This window comes from Paenarthrobacter aurescens, assembly GCF_041549525.1.
Taxonomy (GTDB): domain Bacteria; phylum Actinomycetota; class Actinomycetes; order Actinomycetales; family Micrococcaceae; genus Arthrobacter; species Arthrobacter aurescens.
In genome coordinates, this window is sequence record NZ_CP157456.1 from 578728 (window position 1) to 601129 (window position 22402).

The window sequence follows — 22402 nt, forward strand, 5'->3', positions numbered from 1 at the left end:
CGTCAGATCAGGCCGAGTTCAGCCACGGCAGCCCGCTCTTCGGAGAGCTCAGCGGCAGTGGCATCCATCTTCCTGCGGCTGAACGGGTTCACTTCCAGGCCTTGGACAATTTCCCAGTCTCCGCCCGAGGTAGTCACCGGGTATGAGTACACCAAACCTTCGGGGACGCCATATGATCCATCGGAAGCGACGGCCATGGAAACCCAATCGCCCTCGGGAGTGCCCAGGAGCCAGTCGCGGGCTGCGTCAATGGTTGCCGAGGCTGCCGATGCTGCAGAGGACGCGCCCCGGGCATCAATGATCGCTGCGCCGCGACCCGCAACAGTGGGAATGAACCCGTTCTCTATCCACTCCTGATCGTTGACTACCTCGGCCGCGTTTCTGCCCGCAATTTCCGCGTTATAGATGTCCGGATACTGGGTTGCGGAATGATTGCCCCAAACAGTCATCCGGCGGATTTCCCCCACCTTGACGTCCGCTTTCCTGGCAAGCTGTCCCAAGGCCCGGTTGTGATCCAGCCGCGTGAGGGCGCTGAACCGGGAGGCGGGAATGTCCGGGGCGTTACTCATGGCAATCAAGGCGTTGGTATTGGCCGGATTGCCCGTTACACCTATCCGGACGTCGTCGGCCGCCACCCGGTTAAGGGCCTGTCCTTGTGCTGTGAAAATAGCTCCGTTGGCACTGAGCAGGTCGCCGCGCTCCATGCCCTTGGCGCGGGGACGGGCGCCGACGAGCAAGGCGAGATTGACGCCGTCGAAAATATGGTCGGCGTCGTCGCCAATTTCCACGGAGTCCAGGGTGGGAAACGCGCAGTCATCGAGTTCCATCACAACACCCTCGAGTGCCTTCAAAGCGGGCGTGATTTCCAGGAGCCGGAGTTGCACCGGGGTATCGGCCCCGAAGAGGGCGCCACTGGCAATCCGGAAGAGCAGGCTGTAACCGATCTGGCCTGCTGCGCCTGTCACTGCGATCTTGATGGGTGTACTCACGTGAAGTTCTCCTTGCTGATCTGTTTTGGCCGGTGGGGCTGCAAGCTGTAAGTCATGCTGCCACAGAGCTGGAGATCTTCGCTGGAGAGGTGGGCGTCAAATGGCTAGCGGGTCTCCAGGTCCTCGAGCGATTTGCCCTTGGTGTCCGAGGACAAAAGGGTTGCTACAGCTGAGACGAGGCAGATGCCGAGCGTGGTCAGGCCGATCACCAGGGGGATGTTGGCTGAGCCCGGGGGAGCGATCGCCGTGAACAGGCTGGGGAAGAAGGAAGCGATCATGAGCCCGATGTTCTGGGAGACAGCGAACCCGGTGACCCTCATCCGCATGGGGAACTGTTCCTGGAAGAACGTGGCGAAGGTGGCATTCCACATCTGGAAGAGGATGCCCTGGACAATTACGACGCAGACGAACACCAGGGGCAGGCTGCGCTGCTCGATCGCCCAGAGGTAACCCACAGTGAGCAGACCACCGGCAATGCCGCCGGCTACCATCAGCGTCCGCCGGCCGATCTTGTCAGACAGTGCGCCGAAGAGCGGGATGGTGAGCACTGCGGCTACGTTGGCCGCCAGTGTTACCCAGAGGAATTCGCTGCTGGAGAAGCCGATTCCGTAACTCTTTTGGGTGGCGAAGGAGACACCGAAGATGAGGGTGGCCATGCCGATCACATTGGTGAAGGTCATGATGACGCAGCGGACCAGAACCCATGGGTGGGTACGCAGGAGGTCAACCAAGGGGAAGCGTCGTTTAGCGGTGGCGTCTTCGGACTGGGCGAGGTAGGCGGGAGGCTCTTCAACGCGGCGGCGGATGACGTAACCTGCGATGATCACCACGGCGCTGAGCAGGAAGGGCAAACGCCAACCCCATGAGTGGAACTGCTCTTCGGGGAGGAGTGCGGCGAGCGGAATCAGGACGGCTGTAGCCAAAATGGATCCCACCTGCGTACCTTGCAGGCTGAAGCTGGCGAAGAAGCCGCGCCTGGCATCGGGTGAGTGCTCCACGATCATTGCGCTGGCGCCGCCGAGTTCACCCGCAACGGCGAATCCCTGGATCAGGCGGAGGATCACCAGAAGGACGGGGGCCAGGAGGCCCACTTGTCCGTAGGTGGGCAGAAGGCCCACGGCGAAAGTGGCGAAGCCCATGAGAAGCATCGCGAATACCAGCACCTGCTTGCGTCCGTGCCGGTCACCGTAGGCACCAAGGATCACGGCGCCCAGCGGGCGGGACACGTAGCCCACGGCGTAGGTGGCCAGCGAGGCGATGATGCCCACCGTGGGGTTTTCCGTGGGGAAGAAGATGGTGGGGAACAGAAGCGTGGCCGCCAGTGAGTACAGGGCAAAGTCGTAGTACTCCAGCGCGCTTCCGATCCAACCGCTCATGGCGGCCTTCTTGGGATCTTTTTGGCCCGTGGTTGGTGTGGAGCCGGGCTGGGGGGAGGTGCTGAGGTCCCTCCGGTGCGTGACTGTCACGTCGCTGTACTCCTCTGGCGTCTTTGGCAAGGAACAAGAACTCTTCCCATCCAGGACTGAACAAAGTGGTCATTCAGCGTGAGGAAGGTTACATCTTGAATCGATTCATAAAGCATAGATCGTGATGTGCACTACGTCAACGCACGACGGCGGCAGGCACCTTCGGTTCGCATGGAACCTAAGGTGACCTACCGCCGTCGTGAGTGTTGTCTTGAGAGGTGGGGCCTACTTGGCCAGGAAGCGGAGCAGGACCTCGTTGATTTCAGCGCCGTGCGTCCAGAGCATGCCGTGCGGCGCGTCCTCGATCTCCACGTATTCGGCGGAGGGAAGGCGCTTGGTGAATTCACGGCCGGTGGCGTCGATCGGCAGGATGCGGTCGTCAGTGCCGTGGACGATCAGCGACGGAACGGTGACCTTCTCAATGTCCGAGCGGAAATCGGTGAGCCAGGAATCCACTACGGCGAAGGATGCGTACCAGGATGAACCTGCTGCCACATTCCAGGAATTCCGCAGGGCTTCTTCGCTGAGACGGTTGCCCAGGAAGTTATCAGTGTTGAAGAAGTCGTTGTAGAAGTTGGTGAACCAGGCGTAGCGGTCCTCGATCGCAGCGTTCCGGATGCCGTCGAATACCGAGGAAGGGACGCCGGTGGGGTTGTCCTCGGTCTGCAGGAGGAAAGGTTCGAGGGAGGCGAGGAAGGCGGCCTTGGCGATCCGGGACTCGCCGTAGGTGCCGATGTAGCGCCCAACTTCGCCGGTTCCCATGGAGAAGCCCACCAGCACTACGTCTTGCAGATCCAGGGTTTCAAGGACGGTGTTGAGATCGGCCGCAAAGGTGTCGTAGTCGTAGCCGGTAGTGGGCTTGCTGGACTTGCCGAAGCCGCGGCGATCGTAGGTGATTACACGGTAGCCGGCGTTGAGAAGTGCTGCGGACTGCTTCTCCCATGAGCCACCGTCCAGCGGGTAGCCGTGGATCAGGACTACGGGCTGACCTGCTCCGTGGTCTTCGTAGTAGAGCTCAATGTCCGTGGTGTTCTCGGTGCCAACCTTGATGAAGCCCATGATTTGTCCCTTTTCTCGAAGCAGAGAACGATCGTTCTCCGTCTGTGTTCTCCATAGTAGAGAACGTTCGTTCTCAATGCAAGTAGAATGGGGACATGGATATTTCCGAGGTTCGCGAACGCATTGTTGCCACCGCCGATGATCTCTATAACGCCAAGGGAATCCAGGCCGTGGGAATGGATGAACTCCGCTCCGCGGCGGGGGTCTCACTGAAAAAGCTCTACGGGGAATTTCCCTCAAAGAGCAGCATTGTCATGGCTGTGCTTGAGCACCGGCATCGCTCCTGGACGGAAGGTCTGGACGCCACCGTCCAGCAAGCCGGGACACCCAGGGAGCGCCTGCTTGCCATCTTTGACTACCTTGCAGGGTGGTTCTGCCAGGACTCATTCCGTGGGTGCGGCTTCATCAACAGCTTCGCTGAGCTCGGTGCCGTCAGCCCCGAGGTTGCCGAGTATGCGCGGAAACACAAAGAATCATTCCAGGAGTACGTCTCCGGCTTGGCGGTCGAAGCTGGCGCCCCGGCCTACCTGGCCCCCCAGTTGGCCATCCTCGCCGAAGGCGCCCAGACCACTGCGGCCATTGCAGGAACATCCGATGCTGCCGGGCAGGCACGTCAAGCAGCCGAGGTTCTGATCGACGTGGCGCTGACATCCAACTAGGCTTCTGAGACGCGTTCATCGCGGCAGGAAGAAGACTATTTGTGTTTGAAGTCCCCAGCATTCTGTTCCTTTCGGCGGGCATTGCGGTGTTGGCGGCCGCGGTCCTGCCTAAATTGCTGCGCCAGACCCCACTTTCCATGCCCATGGTGTTCCTGGGCAGCGGCATCCTGGCGTTCACCCTGCTTCCTGACTTGCCGGACCCGGATCCCATCCTTCACGCTGACTTCACTACGCACCTGACTGAAGTCTGCGTCATTATTTCCCTCATGGGCGCGGGGCTGGCGCTGGATAGACCCTTCTCATGGCGTGGGTGGTCCACTACTTGGCGGCTGCTCGGAATCGTCATGCCCGTGTGCATTCTGGTGATGACATTGCTGGGGCTATGGGTGCTGGGGCTGGGACTTGCCGCCGCCATCCTGGTAGCAGGTGCCATTGCGCCCACCGATCCCGTGTTGGCTTCCGAGGTGCAAGTAGGAAAACCCGCGGACACAGAAGAGGACGCCGATGAGGATGAAGTCCGCTTCGCCCTGACCTCCGAGGCGGGATTGAATGACGGACTTGCCTTCCCCTTTGTGTATTTGGCCATTCTCATCAGCCTCGTGGGGGCCTCGCCCGCGGCCTGGGTAGGGGAGTGGGTTGGCCTGGACATACTGTGGCGGATCTCAGTTGGTGTGCTGCTGGGCTTCGGTACCGGCAAACTCCTGAGCCTGATCTTCTTCGCCTCCAAGCGAAAGAGCTTCCGGCTCTCCGAGCACTCCGAAGGTTTTGTGGCACTGGCCGCTACTTTCCTGGCGTACGGGGTTGCCGAATTGGTGGAAGGCTACGGATTCATTGCCGTATTCATCTGCGCTGTGACCATCCGTTCCGCTGAACGACACCACGCGTATCACCAGGTTCTCCATAGCTATGTAGAGCAACTCGAACGGCTCATGACCATTGTGATCCTGGTGCTCCTTGGCGGTGCAATAGCGCGTGGACTCCTGGAAGGGATCGGCTGGGCGGAGCTGCTGGTGGCTTTGGGATTCCTCTTGCTGGTCCGCCCCGCAGCTGGCTGGCTCGGGTTGATGGGAGGCAAGACAGGTCCGCGCGAACGCCTGGCCATTTCCTACTTCGGCATTCGCGGAATCGGCTCACTGTATTACGTGGGATACGCACTGACCCACGGAAACTTCGACGCCGAGGCCCAACAACTCTGGGCGCTGATCGGCTTGGTAGTGGCACTGTCCATCGTGGTGCACGGGGCCACCACTGCACCGCTAATGAACCGGCTGGATCGTCGTCGAGCCGCCGAAGCACGCAAACAGCACGGCGACGAAGGCCGGGCGCCCACCACGGCCGTGTAGGCAACTCCGGTTGCTTTGAGGGCGGTCACATAGAGGTTGTTTGTAGATTATTTGGAGTAATTATTTTCTGTTTATGTCAGCCGCCGCTGTGAAAAATAGTCAGCATACTTAGGGCCTGAACTGGGACGATGCCTTCCGGGGGCTTCTCGACGCGGTCAGCGCTCTCTGGGCGGCGTTCCCCTTCTCCCAAAAAGTGCCCTATCCGCGAGGCGCCTGCGGGCGTACAGTCCGCTGTATAGCTCCCCCACACTCTGTTGGGCAGTTGCTTTGGGGCGCTTGCCCCGCCGGGGGAAGGAACTGCCATGAACCACAGCTCTGCGCGCCAGGAAACCAGAACGTCAGCTCTTCGATTCAGGCGCGGACGAAAGACCCTGACTGTGGGGGCCGCCTCCGGAGTTCTTCTCCTGGCAGGCGCCATCTTGTTGCAACAATCGCCAGCCTTTGCCGCCACACCCGTCAACCTGGGCACGGCAACCTCCTATTCTGTCCTTGCTGCCACAACAGTGACCAACACCGGTCCCTCCACGCTCCAGGGAGACCTGGGCCTGAGCCCAGGTACCGCCATCACAGGGTTTCCGCCAGGGACAACCGCCGGAACCGTCCATGCAGCAGACGCAGTGGCTTTGCAGGCACAGCAGGACCTGACCATCGCCTACAACAACGCCGCCGGGCAAGCCCTCACCACCAGCGTCTCAGGAGACCTTGTGGGCCAGACCCTGGTTGAAGGCGTCTACAAGTCCACGTCATCCCTTGGCCTCAGTGGACAACTCACGTTGGATGGCCAAGGCAATCCGGGCTCAGTATTCGTCTTTCAAGTGGCCTCCACGCTGATTACGGCCTCAGCCAGCAGCGTGGTCCTGATCAACGGTGCCCAAGCATGCAACGTGTTCTGGCAGGTGGGCAGCTCCGCGACCCTGGGTACCGCCTCCAGTTTCAAGGGATCCGTGCTGGCGCTGACATCCATCACGGCACAAACAGGCGCGGTTATTGAAGGGCGCCTCCTGGCACGGAATGGACAGGTCTCCCTGGACACCAACGTGATAACCAACCCCTCCTGCAGCACCACACCCACAACCTCCGCGCCCCCAGGCACGGCGACGGCGACTGCCACACCCACTGAGACGGCTACACCCACTGAGACTGCTACTCCCACTGAGACGGCTACTCCCACCGACACGGCGACGGCGACTGCCACCGCGACTCCCACCGATACGGGCACGGCGACTGCTACCGCCACCGCGACTCCCACCGATACGGGCACGGCTACGGCGACAGCGACCGCCACACCCACTGCGACGGAGACGGGCACGGCGACGGCGACCGCCACCGCGACTCCCACCGACACGGCGTCGGCGACCGCCACACCCACGGCGACCGCGACGAATCAGTCAGTTCCCCTGGCTGGAACCGGCAGGAATCAGGGCGCCAACGTGGACACCGCCGTCGGATTGTCCCGAACGGGATCCATGCAACAAACAACCATCCTGGGGACGCTCTTTGTTGGTCTTGGCGGTGTGGGTATCGCCTTGGTGACAACACGCTTGCTGATGAATGGGCGCAGGGGACGCTAGAGGAGCAGTACCTTGCGGCACAAAGCAGCACAGCGCGGGAGGCGTCGTCGGAGCCTTTTTCCGGAGGGGCCAGTGGGCCGGCGGTGGGGTGGGGCGGCGTTGCTCGCTTTCCTCACCGCGGTCCTGCTGGCTGTGCTGCTTCCGGGGTTGTGGTCCGCCCCGGCTCCGGCGCTCAACTCCCAGCCTGTGGCTACGGCGCCCCAGCAGTCCCCGGCGACGAGCCCCTCGGACGCCCAGGCGCTGAGGAGCCCCTCGGCAGTGGCAGAGGGGCCGGCCCTGCAGCCCCAGTTGTCCGGTGGGCGTGTTCCGCTGGAGGCGGGTGCACCGCCGCTCCACATCGCGTATGACGCAGTGGGACTGGACCAGGGCGTAGTGCCTTTGACCCCCACAGCGCAGGAACTCGAGCTGAATTCGATCGTCCCGCCCCACACGCCGGACGCCTACTGGTTGAGCCCGTACGGCATGCCAGGCGAGGGCTCTACCAATACCACCTATGTCGTGGGGCACAGCGTGGAAGGGGGCGGTTCACCCTTCAACAACATCAGCGCCCTTGCGAAGGTGGGGGATCTGCTGACCGTCACCACTGCTGAAGGGCCGATGGTCTTCAGGGTGGACGGTGTCAGCACTGAGTACAAGGACACGTTGCGGGATAGCAAAATCTGGGACATCGTGCCCGGCCGGCTCGTTCTCATTACCTGCTATGCAGCTGACCTGTGGGGGAAGAACATCATCGTCCAGGCAAGTCCTTTACCGGCAGGATAATGACGTCAAGGCAGGGCAGGGAAGAGCAGGGCATGGAAGACTGGATCCATGTCTCCCCGTCCCATGAAACCACGCCCCCAGTCCGACGCCGTTGACGAGCAAAGCCCCACGCCGCTGACTAAGGGCCGCCGTCACCTCGCCATGAGGCTCGACGACGCGTGGCTGGGTTTTCAGACGCGCCTCGCGATCCGCCGTGGCCGGGTGGAAACGGTGATCCCTTACACCGGATATGGAAGCACCTCCTGGGTGAGGGTCCTTGCCCGTGTTGTCCGCAGTGACCCCCGGGACGCTGCGGGCCACGCCAATCCGTTGCAGGAAAGCATGCGTGGTTGGCGCAATTTCACCAGTGCCCCCGTGGCCCATGCACGGGTGAACGTGACCATCGCAGGCACTGTTTTTGATGTGAAGGCTGACCGCGGCGGTGTGGTGGACGCGCGTATTCCGGTAGCCCTTGACGCCGGCTGGCACACCATCACCCTTCAGTCGGGGGAGTCTGAAACGGTGGAGGCGCCTGTGGAGATCGTCGCGGATGACGCCAATTTCGGCGTCGTGTCTGATATTGACGACACCGTGATGGTTACCGCACTGCCGCGTCCGTTCCTCGCTGCCTGGAACACTTTTGTTCTCAACGAACACGCCAGGACCCCTACGCCGGGCATGGCGGTGCTGTATGAGCGGATTGCCCGGACTGCGCCCTCCGCACCAGTGCTCTACCTGTCCACCGGGGCGTGGAATGTGGCCCCAACCCTGTCACGTTTCCTGTCGCGCAACTTGTACCCGGCCGGTCCCAAGCTGTTGACCGACTGGGGCCCCACGCCTGATCGCTGGTTCCGCAGCGGCCAGGAGCACAAGCGGACTTCGCTGGAACGCCTCGCGGAGGAATTCCCCAACATCAAGTGGCTGTTGGTAGGCGACGACGGCCAGCATGACGAGGCCATTTACTCCGAGTTCGCCCACCGCCATCCCGCCAATGTCAGGGCCATCGCCATCCGCCAACTCTCGGCCGGTGAAGCGGTGCTGGCCGGCGGGCGCTCAAAGTCCGGTGGCCAGCCCACTCCCGGGGTCCCCTGGATCTATGCGCCGGACGGGGCAGGAATGTCAGCCAAGCTCGAAGAACTGGGCGTCATCCGGAACGAGGTCCGTTCCGCGGACGACCCCGAGGAAGGCGAAGTCCACACGCCCTAGCGCAGTGCGATCTTGGCGCTGGCAACCCCGATTGATCCCCTTTGGATCAAAGTGGCCACCAACTCCGGGCCGGGCTCGGCAGTTTTCCTGCCCTCGATCTGCCGAATCAGTGCCGAGGCCGCAGCAATCCCCATGTCATAGACGGGCTGGGCGATCACGGTCAGCGGGGGAGTGGTGAGGCGGGTCCAAGCGAAGTCGTCATACATCAGGAATGAGACGTCATCCGGTATGGACAGACCCGAGTTCTGGATTGCTTCCACAACGCTCAAGGCAATCAGGCCGTCGGAGGCAATGATGGCTGTGGCTGCGTCCGGTCCCTGCAACAGTTCCTGGGTGATGCGCATGATGGACCCGGAGTCTCCGGCATTGAGGCGGATGAGGTCGGCAGGGTAGGGAAAGCCGGCGTCATCAAAGGCCCGGCGGATTCCGTCCAGGCGGTCTGAGATCTGCGAAGAGTCCAGCGTCATTCCGGCAACATAGGGACCGTCAGTGCTGACGGTGGACACGAAGGCAATGCGCCGGTGCCCCGCCTCGATCAGATGCTTGGTGGATTCGTAGGAAATTTTTTCCATCTCCACCGCGAAAGTCTCAACATCAACCCCGGAAGCGGCGCGGTCCAGCAGGACCAGCGGCCGCCCGGACTCACGGACCTGCTGCAAATGCGTGGTTTCCACGGACGAGGCCGGCGCCACAATGAGCCCGTCAACGCGTTTATCCAGCAGCACGCGGACGGCGTCCACTTCAGCGGCCCGTTCTTCGTCGGTGTTGATGAGGATGACGTTGTAGCCGCTTTTCTTTGCGGTGTCCGTGATGCCCCGCATTGCGAGCCCGAAGTGGGGATTTTCGATGTCGCCCACCACCACGCCTATGGTGTTGGATTTGCCCGTGTTCATGCTGCGCGCAAGCTCGTTGGGCCGGTATTCCAGTTCCTCGGCTGCGGCGAGGACGCGCTCGCGGACGTCGTCGCTTACGGCACCGTAGTTGCCCAGCGCCCTGGCTGCTTGTGCCTTTGACACTTTCGCGGCTTTAGCGACGTCGGCAACCGTTACGTCCCGCCGTCGGGATCCGTCAGTGCTCATGTTCACCTTTCACGAGGGTGTTGACGCGGCTTTGTGAGTTCCGCTACATTTCTAATCAATCGATGTGAGTCCGGTCTCAATCCTAGGGGCTGAGACCGGACTCAACAAGACCTCACATCGAGTAATAACTTTCAGCGGCTCCTGACAGCACCGCTTTCCCTCCCACGATTGGACAACGCTGTGATCAAACTGAACTTCCGCCCGGCAGCGCTCGCAGCAGCAGCCTTGGCGGCCCTTCTCGCCCTCTCCGGCTGCGGTGGATCTTCCGCCAGCTCGTCACCATCCGCTGACAACCCCTACGGCCTGATCGAATCCGGAACTATCCGCGTGGCCAGTCTCGGCGACTCCAAGCCGTACACCTTCACGGATGCCTCAGGTAACTTCACCGGATTTGACGTTGAACTCTTCAAGGACGTGGCCCACCGCGCCGGGGTAGACAATGTGGTCTTCACCGGACAGGACTTCTCAGGCCTCCTGGCAGCCGTGGCCAACGGACAATTCGACGTCGGCGTGGCAGCTATCGGTATCACGGACAAGCGCAAGGAAACCGTGGACTTCTCCGATGGCTACCTCGCCGGATACCTGACCGTGATCACCACCAAGAACTCCGGCATCAACGACGCCGATGGCCTGAACGGTAAGCGCCTGGGCGTGGTTCAGGGCACCCTGCAGGAAGCCTACGCAGTGAAGAACTTCACCTCGGCGCAGCTGGTCCGCTTCCCGGACAACAACACCGCCATCTCGGCCGTCAACAGTGGCTCGGTTGACGCCCACTTCCTGGACTACGAGGCCGCCAAGGAATACCAGGAGCAGTTTGGACTGGTCAGCGCCGCCGATATCCCATCCTTCGACGCTCCGGCAGGCTTCGCCATCGCCAAGGACAAGCCCGCCTTCAAGGAAGCCTTGAACAAGGGCCTGGCCGAAGCAATGGAAGACGGCACCTGGAAGAAGCTCTACGAGAAGTGGTTCCCGGGTTCGCCCATGCCGGAGCAGTACCTTCCGAAGGCCGAGCAAACCTCCAGCCCGGCTCCGACCGCCAGCAAGTAAGCCCCAAAACACCTAACGTCTGAGAGCACTCAATGGATTGGCTCAATACCATCAGCCGCACGTTCTTCGACTTTGACGCCATGGTCGAAGTGCTGCCCCAACTCCTCGGAGTTGGCCTCCTGAACACCCTGATCATCTCCATCGCAGCAACCATCCTCGGCGTAGTAATGGGTATGGTGGTGGCGGTCATGGGGATCTCGCGCTCCAGGTGGCTGCGTATCCCCGCAAGGATCTACACGGACCTCTTCCGTGGTTTGCCCGCCATCCTCACCATCCTCTTGATTGGCCAGGGTTTTGCACGGTTGAGTCAATCAGTCTTTGGACCCTCTCCGTACCCGCTGGGAATCATCGCACTGAGCCTCATCGCCAGCGCCTACATCGGCGAGATCTTCCGGGCAGGTATCCAGAGCGTGGACAAAGGCCAGGGGGAGGCTTGCCGCGCCCTGGGCATGAGCTACTCCAAGTCCATGGCCCTGGTGGTGGTGCCGCAAGGTATCCGCAGGGTCCTGCCGGCCTTGGTGAACCAGTTCATTGCAATCGTCAAGGACTCCTCCCTGGTCTACTTCCTTGGCCTCTTGGTCAGCGAGCGTGAACTGTTCCGCGTAGGCCAGGACGCCGCAGTACTCTCAGGCAACCTTTCACCGTTGGTCATGGCAGGCATTTTCTACCTGATCATCACTGTGCCGCTGACCCACCTGGTCAACTACTTCGACAACAAGTTCCGCACCGGCCGCCGCCGTCCCACGGCACCCACCAGTGGGCTGAAGGAAGTCAAGGAACTCGATTCGGCCTCGCCGCTCATTACCGGGAGCAACACGTGAACCTCACAAGCAACAGCGCCACCAGCACTAACCAGTCAACCGCCGGCAAGCAAAGCCAGGACATTGAAAAGTTCCACGGCTCCAGCTTGGAACTGCGGAACCTGACCATGGCCTACGGGGATGTTGAAGTGCTCCGCAACGTCAGCCTCAACGTGGCCCCCGGAACCACCACCTGCATCATCGGCCCTTCCGGCTCGGGCAAGTCCACGCTCCTGCGTGGGGTGAACCGCCTCCACGAACCCAAAAGCGGGGATGTGCTGCTGGCCGGAGAAAGTGCCCTTAAGGTCAAACCGGATATCCTCCGTGCCAGGATCGGCATGGTGTTCCAGCACTTCAACCTTTTCCCGGACCACACCGCACTGGAAAACGTTGCGTTGGCTTTGTGGAGCGTCAAGGGAATGTCCAAGTCCGAAGCCCGGGAACGCGCCAAGCGCCGCCTCGCCGAGGTGGGCCTGGCCGAACGCGCTGACCACCGGCCCCGGGACCTCTCCGGCGGACAGCAGCAACGCGTCGCGATTGCCCGGGCGTTGGCCATGGAGCCTGAGGTGATGCTCTTCGATGAAGCCACCAGCGCTCTGGACCCGGAACTCGTCAAAGGTGTCCTCAACCTCATGGCCGGGCTGGGCCGCCGCGGCATGACCATGCTGGTGGTCACCCACGAGATGGGCTTTGCCCGCAGGGTGGCAGACCAGGTGGTGTTCATGGATGAAGGCGAAGTGGTGGAAATCGGCACCCCTACCGAGCTGTTCGATAACCCGCGCAGCGAACGCCTGCAGCGCTTCCTCTCGGAAGTCCTGTGATGGGCGGGACGCCTGTGCAGGGCAAGTCAGCAGCGGGACCCATCCGGACCGCCGTCGTGGGGTTTGGCGTCTCGGGCAAGGTGTTCCACGCGCCGCTGATCCACGCCGACCCGGACTATTCGCTGGACGTCATTGTGACGGCGGACCCGGAGCGCGCCGCTGAGGCTGCCCGCCTCTACCCACAGGCGCGGATTGTTCCCACGCCGGAGGATATGTTCGCCCTTGCCGCGGACTTGGACCTGGTGGTCCTGGGAACACCGCCGCTGACCCACCTTGAGCTGGGGGCCACGGCAATCGCCCATGGGCTAAGTGTTGTGGTGGACAAGCCTTTTGTGACCACAGTTGCCCACGGTGAGGAGTTGGTGGAGCGGGCGTCCGACGCCGGTGTGCAGCTCACGGTCTTCCAGAACCGCCGGTGGGATGCCGATTTCCTCACGCTGCGGAAGCTCCTGGGAGACGGCGCCTTAGGTGAGGTGCGGACGTTTGAGTCGCGTTTTGAGTGGTGGCGACCGGAAGGCTTCGGAAACTGGCGTGATTCGGCAACCTTGGCTGAGGGCGGCGGGATCCTCCATGACCTCGGTGCCCACCTCATAGACCAAGCCATCCAGCTTTTCGGCCCTGTGGAGGACATGTATGGCGAGACTGCCAACCACGGCCCTCACCCGGAGGCAGCGGACACCGAAGCCTTTGTGTCATTGCGCCACGAATCGGGCGTCCGGACACGGCTGTGGATGAACGGAATGGCCGCCCAAGTGGGCCCGCGCTTCCACGTCCTTGGCTCCAAAGCCGGGTACACCAAGTGGGGACTCGACAACCAGGAACCCGCCCTCGCAGCCGGCATCACGCCGTCGGACGCCTCCTACGGGCGCGAACCAGAAGAGTCTTGGGGGCTGCTGGGCGTTGACGGGACAACCGCGCCTGTCCCGGCGGAAAAGGGCGATTACCCACAGTTCTACAGGGAACTCGCCGCCTCGCTCCGCGGTTACGGACCACTTCCCGTGCAGCCGGCCGAAGCGTTGGAAACCCTCAAAGTCATCGAAAAAATCCACGCGTTCGCCTAGCTGCAACCTGGGCGAGTCAGAAGAATTCAGAACCCGAAAGAGAGATCATCCATGTCCTCCACCAAGCACGTTGCCGTCATCGGAGGCGGCATCCTGGGCGTATCCACCGCCGTTCACCTGCTCCGCCAAGGTGCTTCGGTCACCCTGCTGACTGAGCAGGGCCTGGCCAGCGAAGCCACCGGCCGCTCGCTGTCCTGGCTTAACTCCGCTGGCGAACGCTCCACGCCGTATCACCAACTGCGCGTGGCCGGCGTTGACAGGTACCGCACGCTTTTCGCCGCGGACCCCAGCCGTGAGTGGCTGCAGTTCGGGGGTGGCCTCATGTGGAACGCCGCCGGCCAGGGCGAGGTCACCAAAGCCCGCCACGCCTACGAGAAGTCCATTGGCTACGATTCCAAACTGCTGGCCCCTGAAGAGATTGCCGCGGTAACATCGGGCATCGATTCCAGCGCGGTCCCGGAGAACGCCATTTTCAACCCCGGTGAAGGATGGGTCAGCCTGCCGGATCTGGTGAACTTCCTGATGGAAGAATTCCACGCCTTGGGGGGCCGGTTGGTCCTTAACGCCGGTAAGGCGTCGGTGATGGTCGACGGCGGCCGGGCGGCCGGCGTCGAAACCTCCAGCGGGGAAACGTACCCCGCTGACGCCGTGCTGGTTGCGTGCGGTGCGGCGACACCCGCCGTCGTCAAGCCTTTGGGCGTTGAGATCCCCAACGGTTCACCTGTTTCCATGCTGGTGGTCACCAAGCCTGTGGAGCACCAGGTCACCACAGTAATGAATACGCCCCGGGCTGCTGTTCGTCCCAACCCCGGCAACACTTTTGCGCTGGACCACGACTGGTACGAAGAGCGCATCACCGAGCACGCTGACGGTACCTTCACCATCCCCGATGACGTGGTTCAGGAGTTGGCCGACGAATCTTCCAAGCTGATCGCCGGCAATCCCGAGCTCAAACCGGCGTCCTGGAAGATCGGTTACAAGCCCATTCCCGGCGACGGCGAACCCGTGTTCGGTGAGCTTGACCCAGTGCCGGGCTGTTTCGTGGCCTTCACGCACTCCGGTGCCACGCTGGGTTTGATCGCCGGTGAGTTGTTGTCCGGGGAAATCCTGAGCGGCCAAAAGCACCCCATGCTGGCTACGTTCCGTCCGGGCCGCTTCTCCTAAGCTGCGTTTCCCATACAGCGTTTCCCGTTCAGCAGGTCAGGGTGCCTTTGAGGGGCTTACCGCTCCAGGAGTTACTGGAGCCGGGAACCTTGTAATAGCCACGGACTTCGTAGCTCCAGGTGCCAATGATCTCGATGCCCGAACTGTACGTTCTTCCCGCGGCGTGGCTGAGGTCGCCGGTGAACTCGAGGTTGCCCGAACGGTCGTACACCTTCACCTCGTAGTAGTTGGCATTGGCCACCGCTCCGTAAGAGTTCACAGTGACAACGGTCTGCAAACCGAAGGTGCATCGCATGGTCACGCTTGCCGTGGCCGGAGCGGGAATGATGGCGGCCGAGAACTGCGGGGTAGCGCGCTCATTGTCCGTGAAGGCAGCCACAGCGGCCGTAGGCCCTGCTACCAGGCCAAGAACGACGACGGCGACGATCACCAAGGCGCGCAGGAAACTGTTCCGCGGTGTCATGGTGATCGTTCTCCGTTCTGGTGGAGTGGCAGTGCTTGACGTGATACTCGCCGGGCCTGATCGGGCTGGGGGGAAAGGAACCGATCAGACCCGGCGGGGCTGTTGTTGTTGCTGCGCTTATTTGGTGGTTTCGGTGCGTTGGGTGCCGGTGAAGGCGAAGGCGATGGTGGAGGTGGCGCCTTGGAAGTCGTTGTTCGCGGTGGTGGGGAACGCGGTGGTGACTTTGAGGTTGTCGGTTTTGGCTGAGGTCAGTGAGGTGAGGTTGTTCAGGGCTTTGTTCGCTGCGATCACGGGTCCGGAGGCCAGGACGGTGCTGCGGGTGCCGGTGCAGTTGTAGGGTGCGGTGGCACCGGTCCAGGCAACACTGCAGTTTTCGATGGTCAGTTGCAGGCCGTTGGTCACGTCCGTGGTGAGCAGGGAGCCGGTGGCCCCGGCGGAGGTGGTGAGGGTGACGTTGTTCAGGTCCGAGTTGCCGGTGTTGGCCAGGGTGACGAGTTTTTCGACCTTGTCGCCGGGCAGCAGGCCCGCGACGGGGACGTTGAGGGTGTTGGCCGGTCCGGGTGCGCCCAGGGCGATGGTGACGGTGCCTGCGGTGACTGCCTGGGAGGCGGAGGTGGAGGACGTGAACGCGCCGTAGGTGCCCATGCCGGCGACGGCGGCTGCGGTGCCGACCAGTGCGACCGAAGCGAGGATCTTGCCGGAGGTGGTTTTGAGGCTGATGGCCATGAGGATCAGTTTCCTTTCGGGGGGCCACCGTGAGACCGGCCGGCCGTTCTTTCCAGCCTCTCTGGCTGACACGTTCTACTGTGCCGGGCCCGGATCAAGAACAAATCCTGTGAACGGTCAACACTGCCTCAGGAAAACCTCAAGACTCCCGCAAGCCAATCCAGCCTCCCAATCGAGCAGTTTCGGAGAAGTCGCAGATCCGGGGGCAGCCTACCTTTAGGAGTATCAGATCAAGGACCAAGGGGAGCGAACACCATGACGGATACAGGCAAGCCGGGCACCAAGGAAAAGTCCTACGACGGTTTCACCGAAGAAGAGCGCGCCGCAATGAAGGAGCGCGCACAAGAGCTTAAGAAAGCGCCGCGTAAGAAAGCTTCCAAGGCCGATGGCGAGGCCGATGTCATGGCCAAGATCGCCGAGATGCCTGAGGCTGATAAAGTCCTGGCCGAGCGAATCCATGCAATCGTCAAGGAGCACGCGCCGGAACTCACGCCCAAAACCTGGTACGGCATGCCGGCCTACGCCAGGGACGGGAAGAACATTGTGTTCTTCCAGAGCTCCCATAAGTTCAAGGCGAGGTACGCCACCCTTGGCTTTGAGGAGAACGCTCAGCTGGACGACGGCGCCATGTGGCCCACATCCTTTGCGCTCAAGGAGATTACCCCCGAGGTAGAGGCGCGGATTGTCGAACTGACCAAGAAGGCACTGGGCTAGGGAGTGCCATGGCCAGTGCTAAATGGGCTGGCTGTTGGCGGGCGGTAGGTCCGGGTTCATGGGCTCAAGGTTTGGGTCTTCGTCCGTCCACACTTGAATGATTGCCCAGGTGACGGCCGCAATGGGTACGGCCAGGACGGCGCCTATGATTCCGGCGAGGATGGTCCCTGCTGTGAGGGCCATCAGGATGACCAACGCGTGGAGCTCCAGGGACTTGCCCATGACTATCGGCTGGAGGAGGTCACCTTCGAGTTGGTTGACGGCGATCACCACAATCACCACAATCAGCGCCACGATGGGACCGTTGGCAACCAGCGCCACCAGGGCTGCAAGAATTCCGGCCACGGTGGCGCCCACCAGAGGTATGAACGCGCCGATGAATACGATGATGGCCAAGGGGATGGCCAACGGAACCTGCATGATGAGCAGTGCGGCGCCGATTGCCACAGTGTCAACCAACGCCACGATCGCTGTACCGCGGACGTAACCGCCCAGGACTTCCATGGTCCGCTTTCCAACGCGGCGGAGCTTGGCTTCACGCCTGCCTTTAAAAGGGCGCAGGAAGAACTCCCAGATTTTGGCGCCGTCTTTGAGGAAGAAGAAGAGAATAACAACCACCAGGCTGGCACCGGCCAGGAACTCGGTCACCACGGACAACCCGGTCACGGCTCCGGAACGCACCTGACTGCTCTGGGCGAACTCCACCACGGCTTCCCGCGCCTGGTTCATCTGTTCACGCTCTATGGGCAGTGGCCCTGTCAGCAGAAAATTCTCCAGTTCGTCCAGCCCACGCCCGGCCTGGCCTATCAGTTCGTCCCATTGGCTGCGCACGGAGAACACAATGACCGTGATGACCCCGCCGAGTACTATCAACAAGCCCAGGAAGGCGACGCCGGTAGCGAGCCCTCCCCGCCATCCGCGGCGTCGCAGCATGTTCACGAAGGGGCCAATCGCGGCAGCCAGAATCAACGCGATGAGCACCGGAATGACCAGAAGCCGGATTTGAAGCAGCCCAAAAATGGCCACCACTGTCAAAGTGAGGATGAGCAGGATCTGGCTTGCCCGGACAGCCGTCCGGCCGAGTGAGTCCTTCCAAAGATCAGCTTTTGAGGGGTGGGGCGCGGAAACGCGTGCTGTTTCCTCGGATGCCGTCATGGTGAGCTCCTGTTCATTCGCATCGGTCAACCGACGAGATCAAACATAAGCCTACTGACTAAATCCCCTCAGTGGCGACGTTCTCCATGGTGCGGGTCAGCTAGTGAGTCGGATCGGGGTGCGGTGGAACGGGTCCGGGATCAGGAACCGGCGATGGGCCGGGGCTCGGATTTGGATCCGGAATGGGGCTGGGTGGGAACGGTGTGGTGGGATCCGGGGGTGGCGGTACAGGTCCGGGATCCGGAGGAAACGGCTCGGGCTCGTGGGTTGGAGGCAGCGTCACGATCTCTCCTTTGCGTACTGAAGGGTATTGCTCCGGCAGATACCTGCAGCCTACTCCCGGTTCTGATCCGGTTACAGGGCTGATTCGTGTTCCCAGCGGACAGAAATGGACCGCAATGGTGGTTACCGTGGAAAACGAAGATGCAACGGGGAGGCGCCACAATGCGAGTCGCAGTAGCAGCACCAACCGGCCATGTAGGCCGCCATCTTGTGCCGATGCTGATCAGCGCGGGGGTGAAGCCGTTGCTGCTGCTCAGGGACCCGGACGGCCTGGCGCCGGACGTGCGTCCCGAGGTTGACGTAGCCAAGGTTGACCTGCTGGACCCCCATTCCGTGGTCCGGGCAGTTGCCGGCGTCGATTCCCTTTACTGGGTGGACCCTCCGCCGGCGGGCGATGACCCTCTGGCCGAATACGAGCTGGCGGCCGAAAGCGCCGCCAAGGCCGTTTCTGAAGGCGGCGCGGCAAGGGTGGTGTTCCAAAGCAGCGTGGGCGCCGAGAAGCGGCGCGGCATGGGCGAAATTGATGGACTGGCCGCCACTGAAGTCGCGCTGAACGCTACCGATGCGCATGTGCTCCATCTGCGGTGCGGCTACTTCTTCACCAATCTTGAGTATCAGTTGGATGCGATTCGAGCGGGAATGCTTCAAGTGCTCCTTCCCGTCAACCAGCCCATGCCTTGGGTCTCGCCCCGGGATATTGCCGAGGTGGCAGCGGGTCGTTTGCTTTCCGGTGAATGGAGTGGCCGCCACATCCAGGCGGTTCATGGACCTGCTGATCTCTCATGGCAGCAAGTTGCCGGCATCGTTTCCGGAGCTGTGGGGAAGCCGCTCGAGGTGGAGCGGATACCCGAAGAAGCAATGCGCAAAACCTTGGCCGGCTTCGGGATGAGTGCTGCGAAAGTGGACTCGTTAGTGGGTATGTCCACGGGGTTCCTTGGCGGTTTCGTGCCGGAGCAGCAAAGGTCCATTCTCAGCACAACCCCCACCACTTTGGCTGAGTGGGCCTATTCCCGGCTTCGCCCACTGCTGGCGTGACCATGCCATCTTTTTAGGTCATATGACCTAGAATGTGATTGTGAATGATCTCCTTGAACCCGATCCCGCTGGTCCCGTGCTGATCGCGGGCGGTTACGGCACAGTCGGCACGGCCCTCACCCGGCTGGCCGCTCCCGAATGGCCCCTGCTCCTGACGGGCAGAAACCCTGAGCGCGGCAGCCATCTGAGCAACGGCAGGGTGGAGGTTCGGAAATGGGATCTCAACCAGCCGGAGCCCTTTGCCGCCAAGGTCAGGGCAGTCATCAGCGCCGTCAACGACCCCCATGACAGGGTGCTCCAAGCTGCTGTCACCGCCGGGATCCCCTACGTTGACGTCACCCGCTGGACCAGCCGCGTCACCAGAGCACTCACGCAGGCCACACTCCTGCGGCCAACAGCACCTGTACTGCTGAGCTCGGGCTGGATGGGCGGAGTCACCAACATCGTCGCCGCAGCGTTGGCCCGGGACGCCGGCGAAGGGCACCGGATCGACGTCGCCATCCGTTACGACATCAATGACCAGGCCGGAATCGATTCCGTGGACTTCATGGACCGGCTGGGACTGGACTTTGAAGTACGCAAAGGCGGGCAGGCCGTCGTCGTGCGTCCCCTGACCGATGCGCGCTGGGTGGACATTGCCGGGCACCGCACCAAAGTGGCGCGGCTGGACACTCCCGAGCAATTCACGTTGCCGCTCACCCTCGGTGCCGGGTCCGTGGCAACCCGGATCGGGTTCAGCTCCAGGATGTCCACGACGGCGTTGCTCGCCGCCCGTGCGGTAGGGCTGTTCCGTTGGGGCAGCGGAAAACGCTGGGCGCCTGTGCGTCGCTCCTTCCTGTACTCACCCGGCTTGGGCGGGACGGCACACATCCGCATCGACGTCCAAGGCCCGGCCGGGACGCGAACCGCCGTTATTTCCGATCCTCAAGGTCAAGCCCATTTGACTGCGCTGGGAGGGCTGCTGGGGCTACGCGCAGTTCTCGCGGAGGACGCCAAAGCCGGCGTTTCCTTCCCCGAATCCGCGCCGGATCCCGCATCCAGGCTCGCGGAACTCGAATCGCACGGTGTGACAATATTGAGGTCATGACCGAAAGCAAGGGCGCCCTGCGGAAGGCTGCGCTCCTTGACGCCGCTGAACAAGTTCTGGTCACCAAAGGCAACGCCAATGCTGCCATGCGGGATTTTGCGGCCGCGGCCGGAGTCCGGATCGGACACCTGCAGCACTACTTTCCTACGCGGGCGGACCTGATCCGGGCCGTTCTTGAACGAAGCCTGGAACGCTCCTTGCAGCGGCTTGCCGAAGAGGCCAGGCTGGACCTTGGCAGCAGCGCCGGCGAACCTTTGACCCGGGACGATTCGCATCGACTACTAACGGCGCTGCTCCACGAGCACTCAGCCCTTGACGACGTGAAGATGCATGTTGAAATCTGGGCCATGGCCTCCGCGGACCAACAAGCGGCGGGTGCGCTCAGGAATTTCTATGCGCAGTACGCAGCCCACGTCGGTGTTGTTGTCCGGCGCGGCAGGCCAGAGCTGCCGGAAGCCGAACGCCATGGTGTGGCAGCCGCCGTCGTGAGCCTTTTTGAGGGTGCATCCGTGACCCGTTCGTCAATAGCGGGCCTGCGAACCGAGCCCGGAGACGAAGCAATCATCCGAACCGCGCAATGGCTGATCCACGGAAAGGAAACCAGCCAATGACCTTGCTTTTGCCCACCCCGGCCCAACTCCGCTGGCAGCAGCTCGAATTCGGCGTTTTCATCCACTTCGGCATCAACACCTTTGCCGGCAAGGAATGGAGCGACGGCACCCTTCCGGCGTCGGGCTTTAACCCGACAGAACTCGACGCCGGCAGCTGGGTGCGCGCGGCGAAAGCGGCAGGTGCCAGGTACCTCATCCTGACCGCGAAACACCATGACGGATTCTGCCTCTGGCCGACAGCCACCACTGACTACTCCGTGGCGTCTTCTCCGTGGCGAGCAGGGGAGGGGGACGTTGTCCGCGAAGTGGCCGAGGCCTGCGCCGAACATGGGATAGGGCTTGGTCTTTACCTCTCTCCCTGGGACCGCAACGCTGACTGCTATAACGATCCCGCCGCCTACGACGATTTTTACGTCCGGCAACTCACAGAGCTGTGCACAGGGTACGGCCCGCTCATGGAATTGTGGTTTGACGGTGCCGGCTCGGTGGGCCGGGAATATGACTGGGACCGGATCATGGCTGTTGTTAAGGAACACCAGCCCGACGCCATGATCTTCAACATGGGCCAGCCCACCATTCGCTGGGTTGGCAACGAGAATGGACTGGCGTCCGACCCCGTCAACTATGCTGTGGACCGGACCTCGGACACCCAGTACACAGATTCCAGCTCCGGGCTGCACGCCGAACATTACTTACCGCCGGAGTGCGACGTCTCCATACGCCGTGGCTGGTTCTGGCATCCGGACGACGAACCCAAATCCGTGGAGCACCTCCTCGCCATCTACTACCAATCGGTAGGAATGGGCGCCAACCTGCTGCTGAACCTGCCCCCGGACACCCGTGGACTCATACCGGCCGCGGATTCCGCGACGCTCATTTCCTGGAAGGCGGAGTTGGACCGGCGCCTCTCCGGCGTAGTTGAGGCCTCTGTGGAACATGACGACGGCGGAGCCACCCTGCGCTTCCCGGCTGCGGTCACGTTCAACCACCTTGAACTGGTGGAGGACCTAGCTTCGGGGCAGCGGATTACCCGTCATGTGGTGTCCGCGGACGGCGAGGACCTTATTGACGGGATGACTGTGGGTAGCCGTCGACTCCACCAAGTGCCGGTCACCACAGCATCAAAGCTTCGCGTGAAGCTGTCCGGCAGCGGAGGCCGGTTGTTTTCGGCACGGGTATACGCCGGTGCTCTGGACGCTGGTGTTCCCGTGATTCCTGCAGGATACGAAGCCCCCACTGACGAGCCGGAATAGCTCTTCCTGCACCTTCCTTGGCCAACGCTGATTTCTTGGCGCGAGCTTATATTGTCGGTGCTTGCTGACA

General features: G+C 62.1%; 22 protein-coding genes. 15 read left to right on the forward strand and 7 right to left on the reverse strand.

Features of this window, described 5'->3' with window-relative positions; all coding sequences use genetic code 11:
- Window positions 1-2: 2 nt before the first annotated feature.
- The 3 genes from ABI796_RS02860 to ABI796_RS02870 form a co-directional block, all read right to left on the reverse strand.
- The gene (locus ABI796_RS02860; RefSeq protein WP_141284641.1) at window positions 3-989 is read right to left on the reverse strand and encodes a malate dehydrogenase; all 987 of its coding nucleotides are present in this window, start codon (window positions 987-989) and stop codon (window positions 3-5) included.
- A 104-nt stretch (window positions 990-1093) separates the two neighbouring features.
- On the reverse strand, window positions 1094-2455 hold the full coding sequence (locus ABI796_RS02865; RefSeq protein WP_141284643.1) for an MFS transporter: 1362 nt from the start codon (window positions 2453-2455) through the stop codon (window positions 1094-1096).
- 225 nt (window positions 2456-2680) lie between these two features.
- The gene (locus ABI796_RS02870) at window positions 2681-3514 is read right to left on the reverse strand and encodes an alpha/beta fold hydrolase (RefSeq protein WP_141284645.1); all 834 of its coding nucleotides are present in this window, start codon (window positions 3512-3514) and stop codon (window positions 2681-2683) included.
- Between the two features lie 95 nt (window positions 3515-3609).
- Here ABI796_RS02870 and ABI796_RS02875 point away from each other — a divergent pair, with 95 nt between their 5' ends.
- From ABI796_RS02875 to ABI796_RS02895, 5 genes are all read left to right on the forward strand, one after another.
- Window positions 3610-4173 (forward strand): TetR/AcrR family transcriptional regulator, encoded by a 564-nt coding sequence (locus ABI796_RS02875; protein ID WP_141284647.1) that lies wholly within the window; start codon window positions 3610-3612, stop codon window positions 4171-4173.
- A 41-nt stretch (window positions 4174-4214) separates the two neighbouring features.
- A complete protein-coding gene (locus ABI796_RS02880; protein ID WP_141284649.1) occupies window positions 4215-5516 on the forward strand; it encodes a sodium:proton antiporter in 1302 nt (433 codons plus the stop codon).
- Window positions 5517-5818: 302 nt separating this feature from the next.
- Window positions 5819-7087 carry an ice-binding family protein gene (locus ABI796_RS02885; RefSeq protein WP_141284651.1) on the forward strand — a complete coding sequence of 423 codons (1269 nt, stop codon included), beginning with the start codon at window positions 5819-5821 and terminating at the stop codon, window positions 7085-7087.
- Between the two features lie 12 nt (window positions 7088-7099).
- Window positions 7100-7849, forward strand: coding sequence for a class F sortase (locus ABI796_RS02890; protein ID WP_246095846.1), 750 nt, complete (start codon window positions 7100-7102; stop codon window positions 7847-7849).
- Between the two features lie 48 nt (window positions 7850-7897).
- Entirely contained in the window at window positions 7898-9034 is a 1137-nt protein-coding gene (locus ABI796_RS02895; RefSeq protein WP_141284653.1) for an App1 family protein, read from the forward strand.
- Here ABI796_RS02895 and ABI796_RS02900 read toward each other — a convergent pair.
- On the reverse strand, window positions 9031-10113 hold the full coding sequence (locus ABI796_RS02900) for a LacI family DNA-binding transcriptional regulator (protein ID WP_141284655.1): 1083 nt from the start codon (window positions 10111-10113) through the stop codon (window positions 9031-9033). The genes ABI796_RS02895 and ABI796_RS02900 overlap by 4 nt on opposite strands.
- A gap of 180 nt (window positions 10114-10293) precedes the next feature.
- Here ABI796_RS02900 and ABI796_RS02905 point away from each other — a divergent pair, with 180 nt between their 5' ends.
- Genes ABI796_RS02905 through ABI796_RS02925 form a run of 5 tightly spaced genes read left to right on the forward strand, consistent with a single transcriptional unit; the run spans window position 10294 to window position 15006 of the window.
- Window positions 10294-11160: an ABC transporter substrate-binding protein gene (locus tag ABI796_RS02905; protein ID WP_141284657.1), complete on the forward strand. Its 867-nt coding sequence runs from the start codon at window positions 10294-10296 to the stop codon at window positions 11158-11160.
- A gap of 32 nt (window positions 11161-11192) precedes the next feature.
- Window positions 11193-11981, forward strand: coding sequence for an amino acid ABC transporter permease (locus ABI796_RS02910; protein ID WP_141284659.1), 789 nt, complete (start codon window positions 11193-11195; stop codon window positions 11979-11981).
- Window positions 11978-12781, forward strand: a complete 804-nt coding sequence (locus ABI796_RS02915) for an amino acid ABC transporter ATP-binding protein (RefSeq protein WP_141284661.1) — start codon at window positions 11978-11980, stop codon at window positions 12779-12781. Before ABI796_RS02910 ends, ABI796_RS02915 begins: the two co-directional genes overlap by 4 nt.
- Complete coding sequence (locus ABI796_RS02920; RefSeq protein WP_141284663.1) at window positions 12781-13842, forward strand: Gfo/Idh/MocA family oxidoreductase; 1062 nt, start codon at window positions 12781-12783, stop codon at window positions 13840-13842. The genes ABI796_RS02915 and ABI796_RS02920 overlap by 1 nt, the downstream gene beginning before the upstream one ends.
- A 51-nt stretch (window positions 13843-13893) precedes the next feature.
- Window positions 13894-15006: an FAD-binding oxidoreductase gene (locus ABI796_RS02925; protein WP_141284665.1), complete on the forward strand. Its 1113-nt coding sequence runs from the start codon at window positions 13894-13896 to the stop codon at window positions 15004-15006.
- Between the two features lie 28 nt (window positions 15007-15034).
- On the opposite strand, the gene ABI796_RS02930 is transcribed toward ABI796_RS02925, so the two are convergent.
- Both ABI796_RS02930 and ABI796_RS02935 read right to left on the reverse strand, forming a co-directional pair.
- Window positions 15035-15469 carry a SipW-dependent-type signal peptide-containing protein gene (locus ABI796_RS02930; protein ID WP_141284667.1) on the reverse strand — a complete coding sequence of 145 codons (435 nt, stop codon included), beginning with the start codon at window positions 15467-15469 and terminating at the stop codon, window positions 15035-15037.
- A 117-nt stretch (window positions 15470-15586) separates the two neighbouring features.
- Complete coding sequence (locus ABI796_RS02935; RefSeq protein WP_344762280.1) at window positions 15587-16195, reverse strand: TasA family protein; 609 nt, start codon at window positions 16193-16195, stop codon at window positions 15587-15589.
- Window positions 16196-16450: 255 nt separating this feature from the next.
- Between ABI796_RS02935 and ABI796_RS02940 the strand changes: the two genes are divergently transcribed.
- Window positions 16451-16909 carry an iron chaperone gene (locus ABI796_RS02940; RefSeq protein WP_141283315.1) on the forward strand — a complete coding sequence of 153 codons (459 nt, stop codon included), beginning with the start codon at window positions 16451-16453 and terminating at the stop codon, window positions 16907-16909.
- 18 nt (window positions 16910-16927) lie between these two features.
- Here the strand turns inward: ABI796_RS02940 and ABI796_RS02945 are convergent, their stop codons facing one another.
- Window positions 16928-18064: an AI-2E family transporter gene (locus ABI796_RS02945; protein WP_141283314.1), complete on the reverse strand. Its 1137-nt coding sequence runs from the start codon at window positions 18062-18064 to the stop codon at window positions 16928-16930.
- Between the two features lie 444 nt (window positions 18065-18508).
- Here ABI796_RS02945 and ABI796_RS02950 point away from each other — a divergent pair, with 444 nt between their 5' ends.
- From ABI796_RS02950 to ABI796_RS02965, 4 genes are read left to right on the forward strand one after another with little or no spacing between them, the layout of a single operon-like run.
- Window positions 18509-19381, forward strand: coding sequence for an NAD(P)H-binding protein (locus ABI796_RS02950; protein WP_141283313.1), 873 nt, complete (start codon window positions 18509-18511; stop codon window positions 19379-19381).
- Window positions 19382-19421: 40 nt separating this feature from the next.
- A complete protein-coding gene (locus ABI796_RS02955; RefSeq protein ID WP_141283312.1) occupies window positions 19422-20468 on the forward strand; it encodes a saccharopine dehydrogenase in 1047 nt (348 codons plus the stop codon).
- Window positions 20465-21079, forward strand: a complete 615-nt coding sequence (locus ABI796_RS02960) for a TetR/AcrR family transcriptional regulator (RefSeq protein ID WP_141283311.1) — start codon at window positions 20465-20467, stop codon at window positions 21077-21079. Before ABI796_RS02955 ends, ABI796_RS02960 begins: the two co-directional genes overlap by 4 nt.
- Entirely contained in the window at window positions 21076-22332 is a 1257-nt protein-coding gene (locus tag ABI796_RS02965) for an alpha-L-fucosidase (protein WP_141283310.1), read from the forward strand. The genes ABI796_RS02960 and ABI796_RS02965 overlap by 4 nt, the downstream gene beginning before the upstream one ends.
- The last annotated feature ends 70 nt before the right edge of the window (window positions 22333-22402 follow it).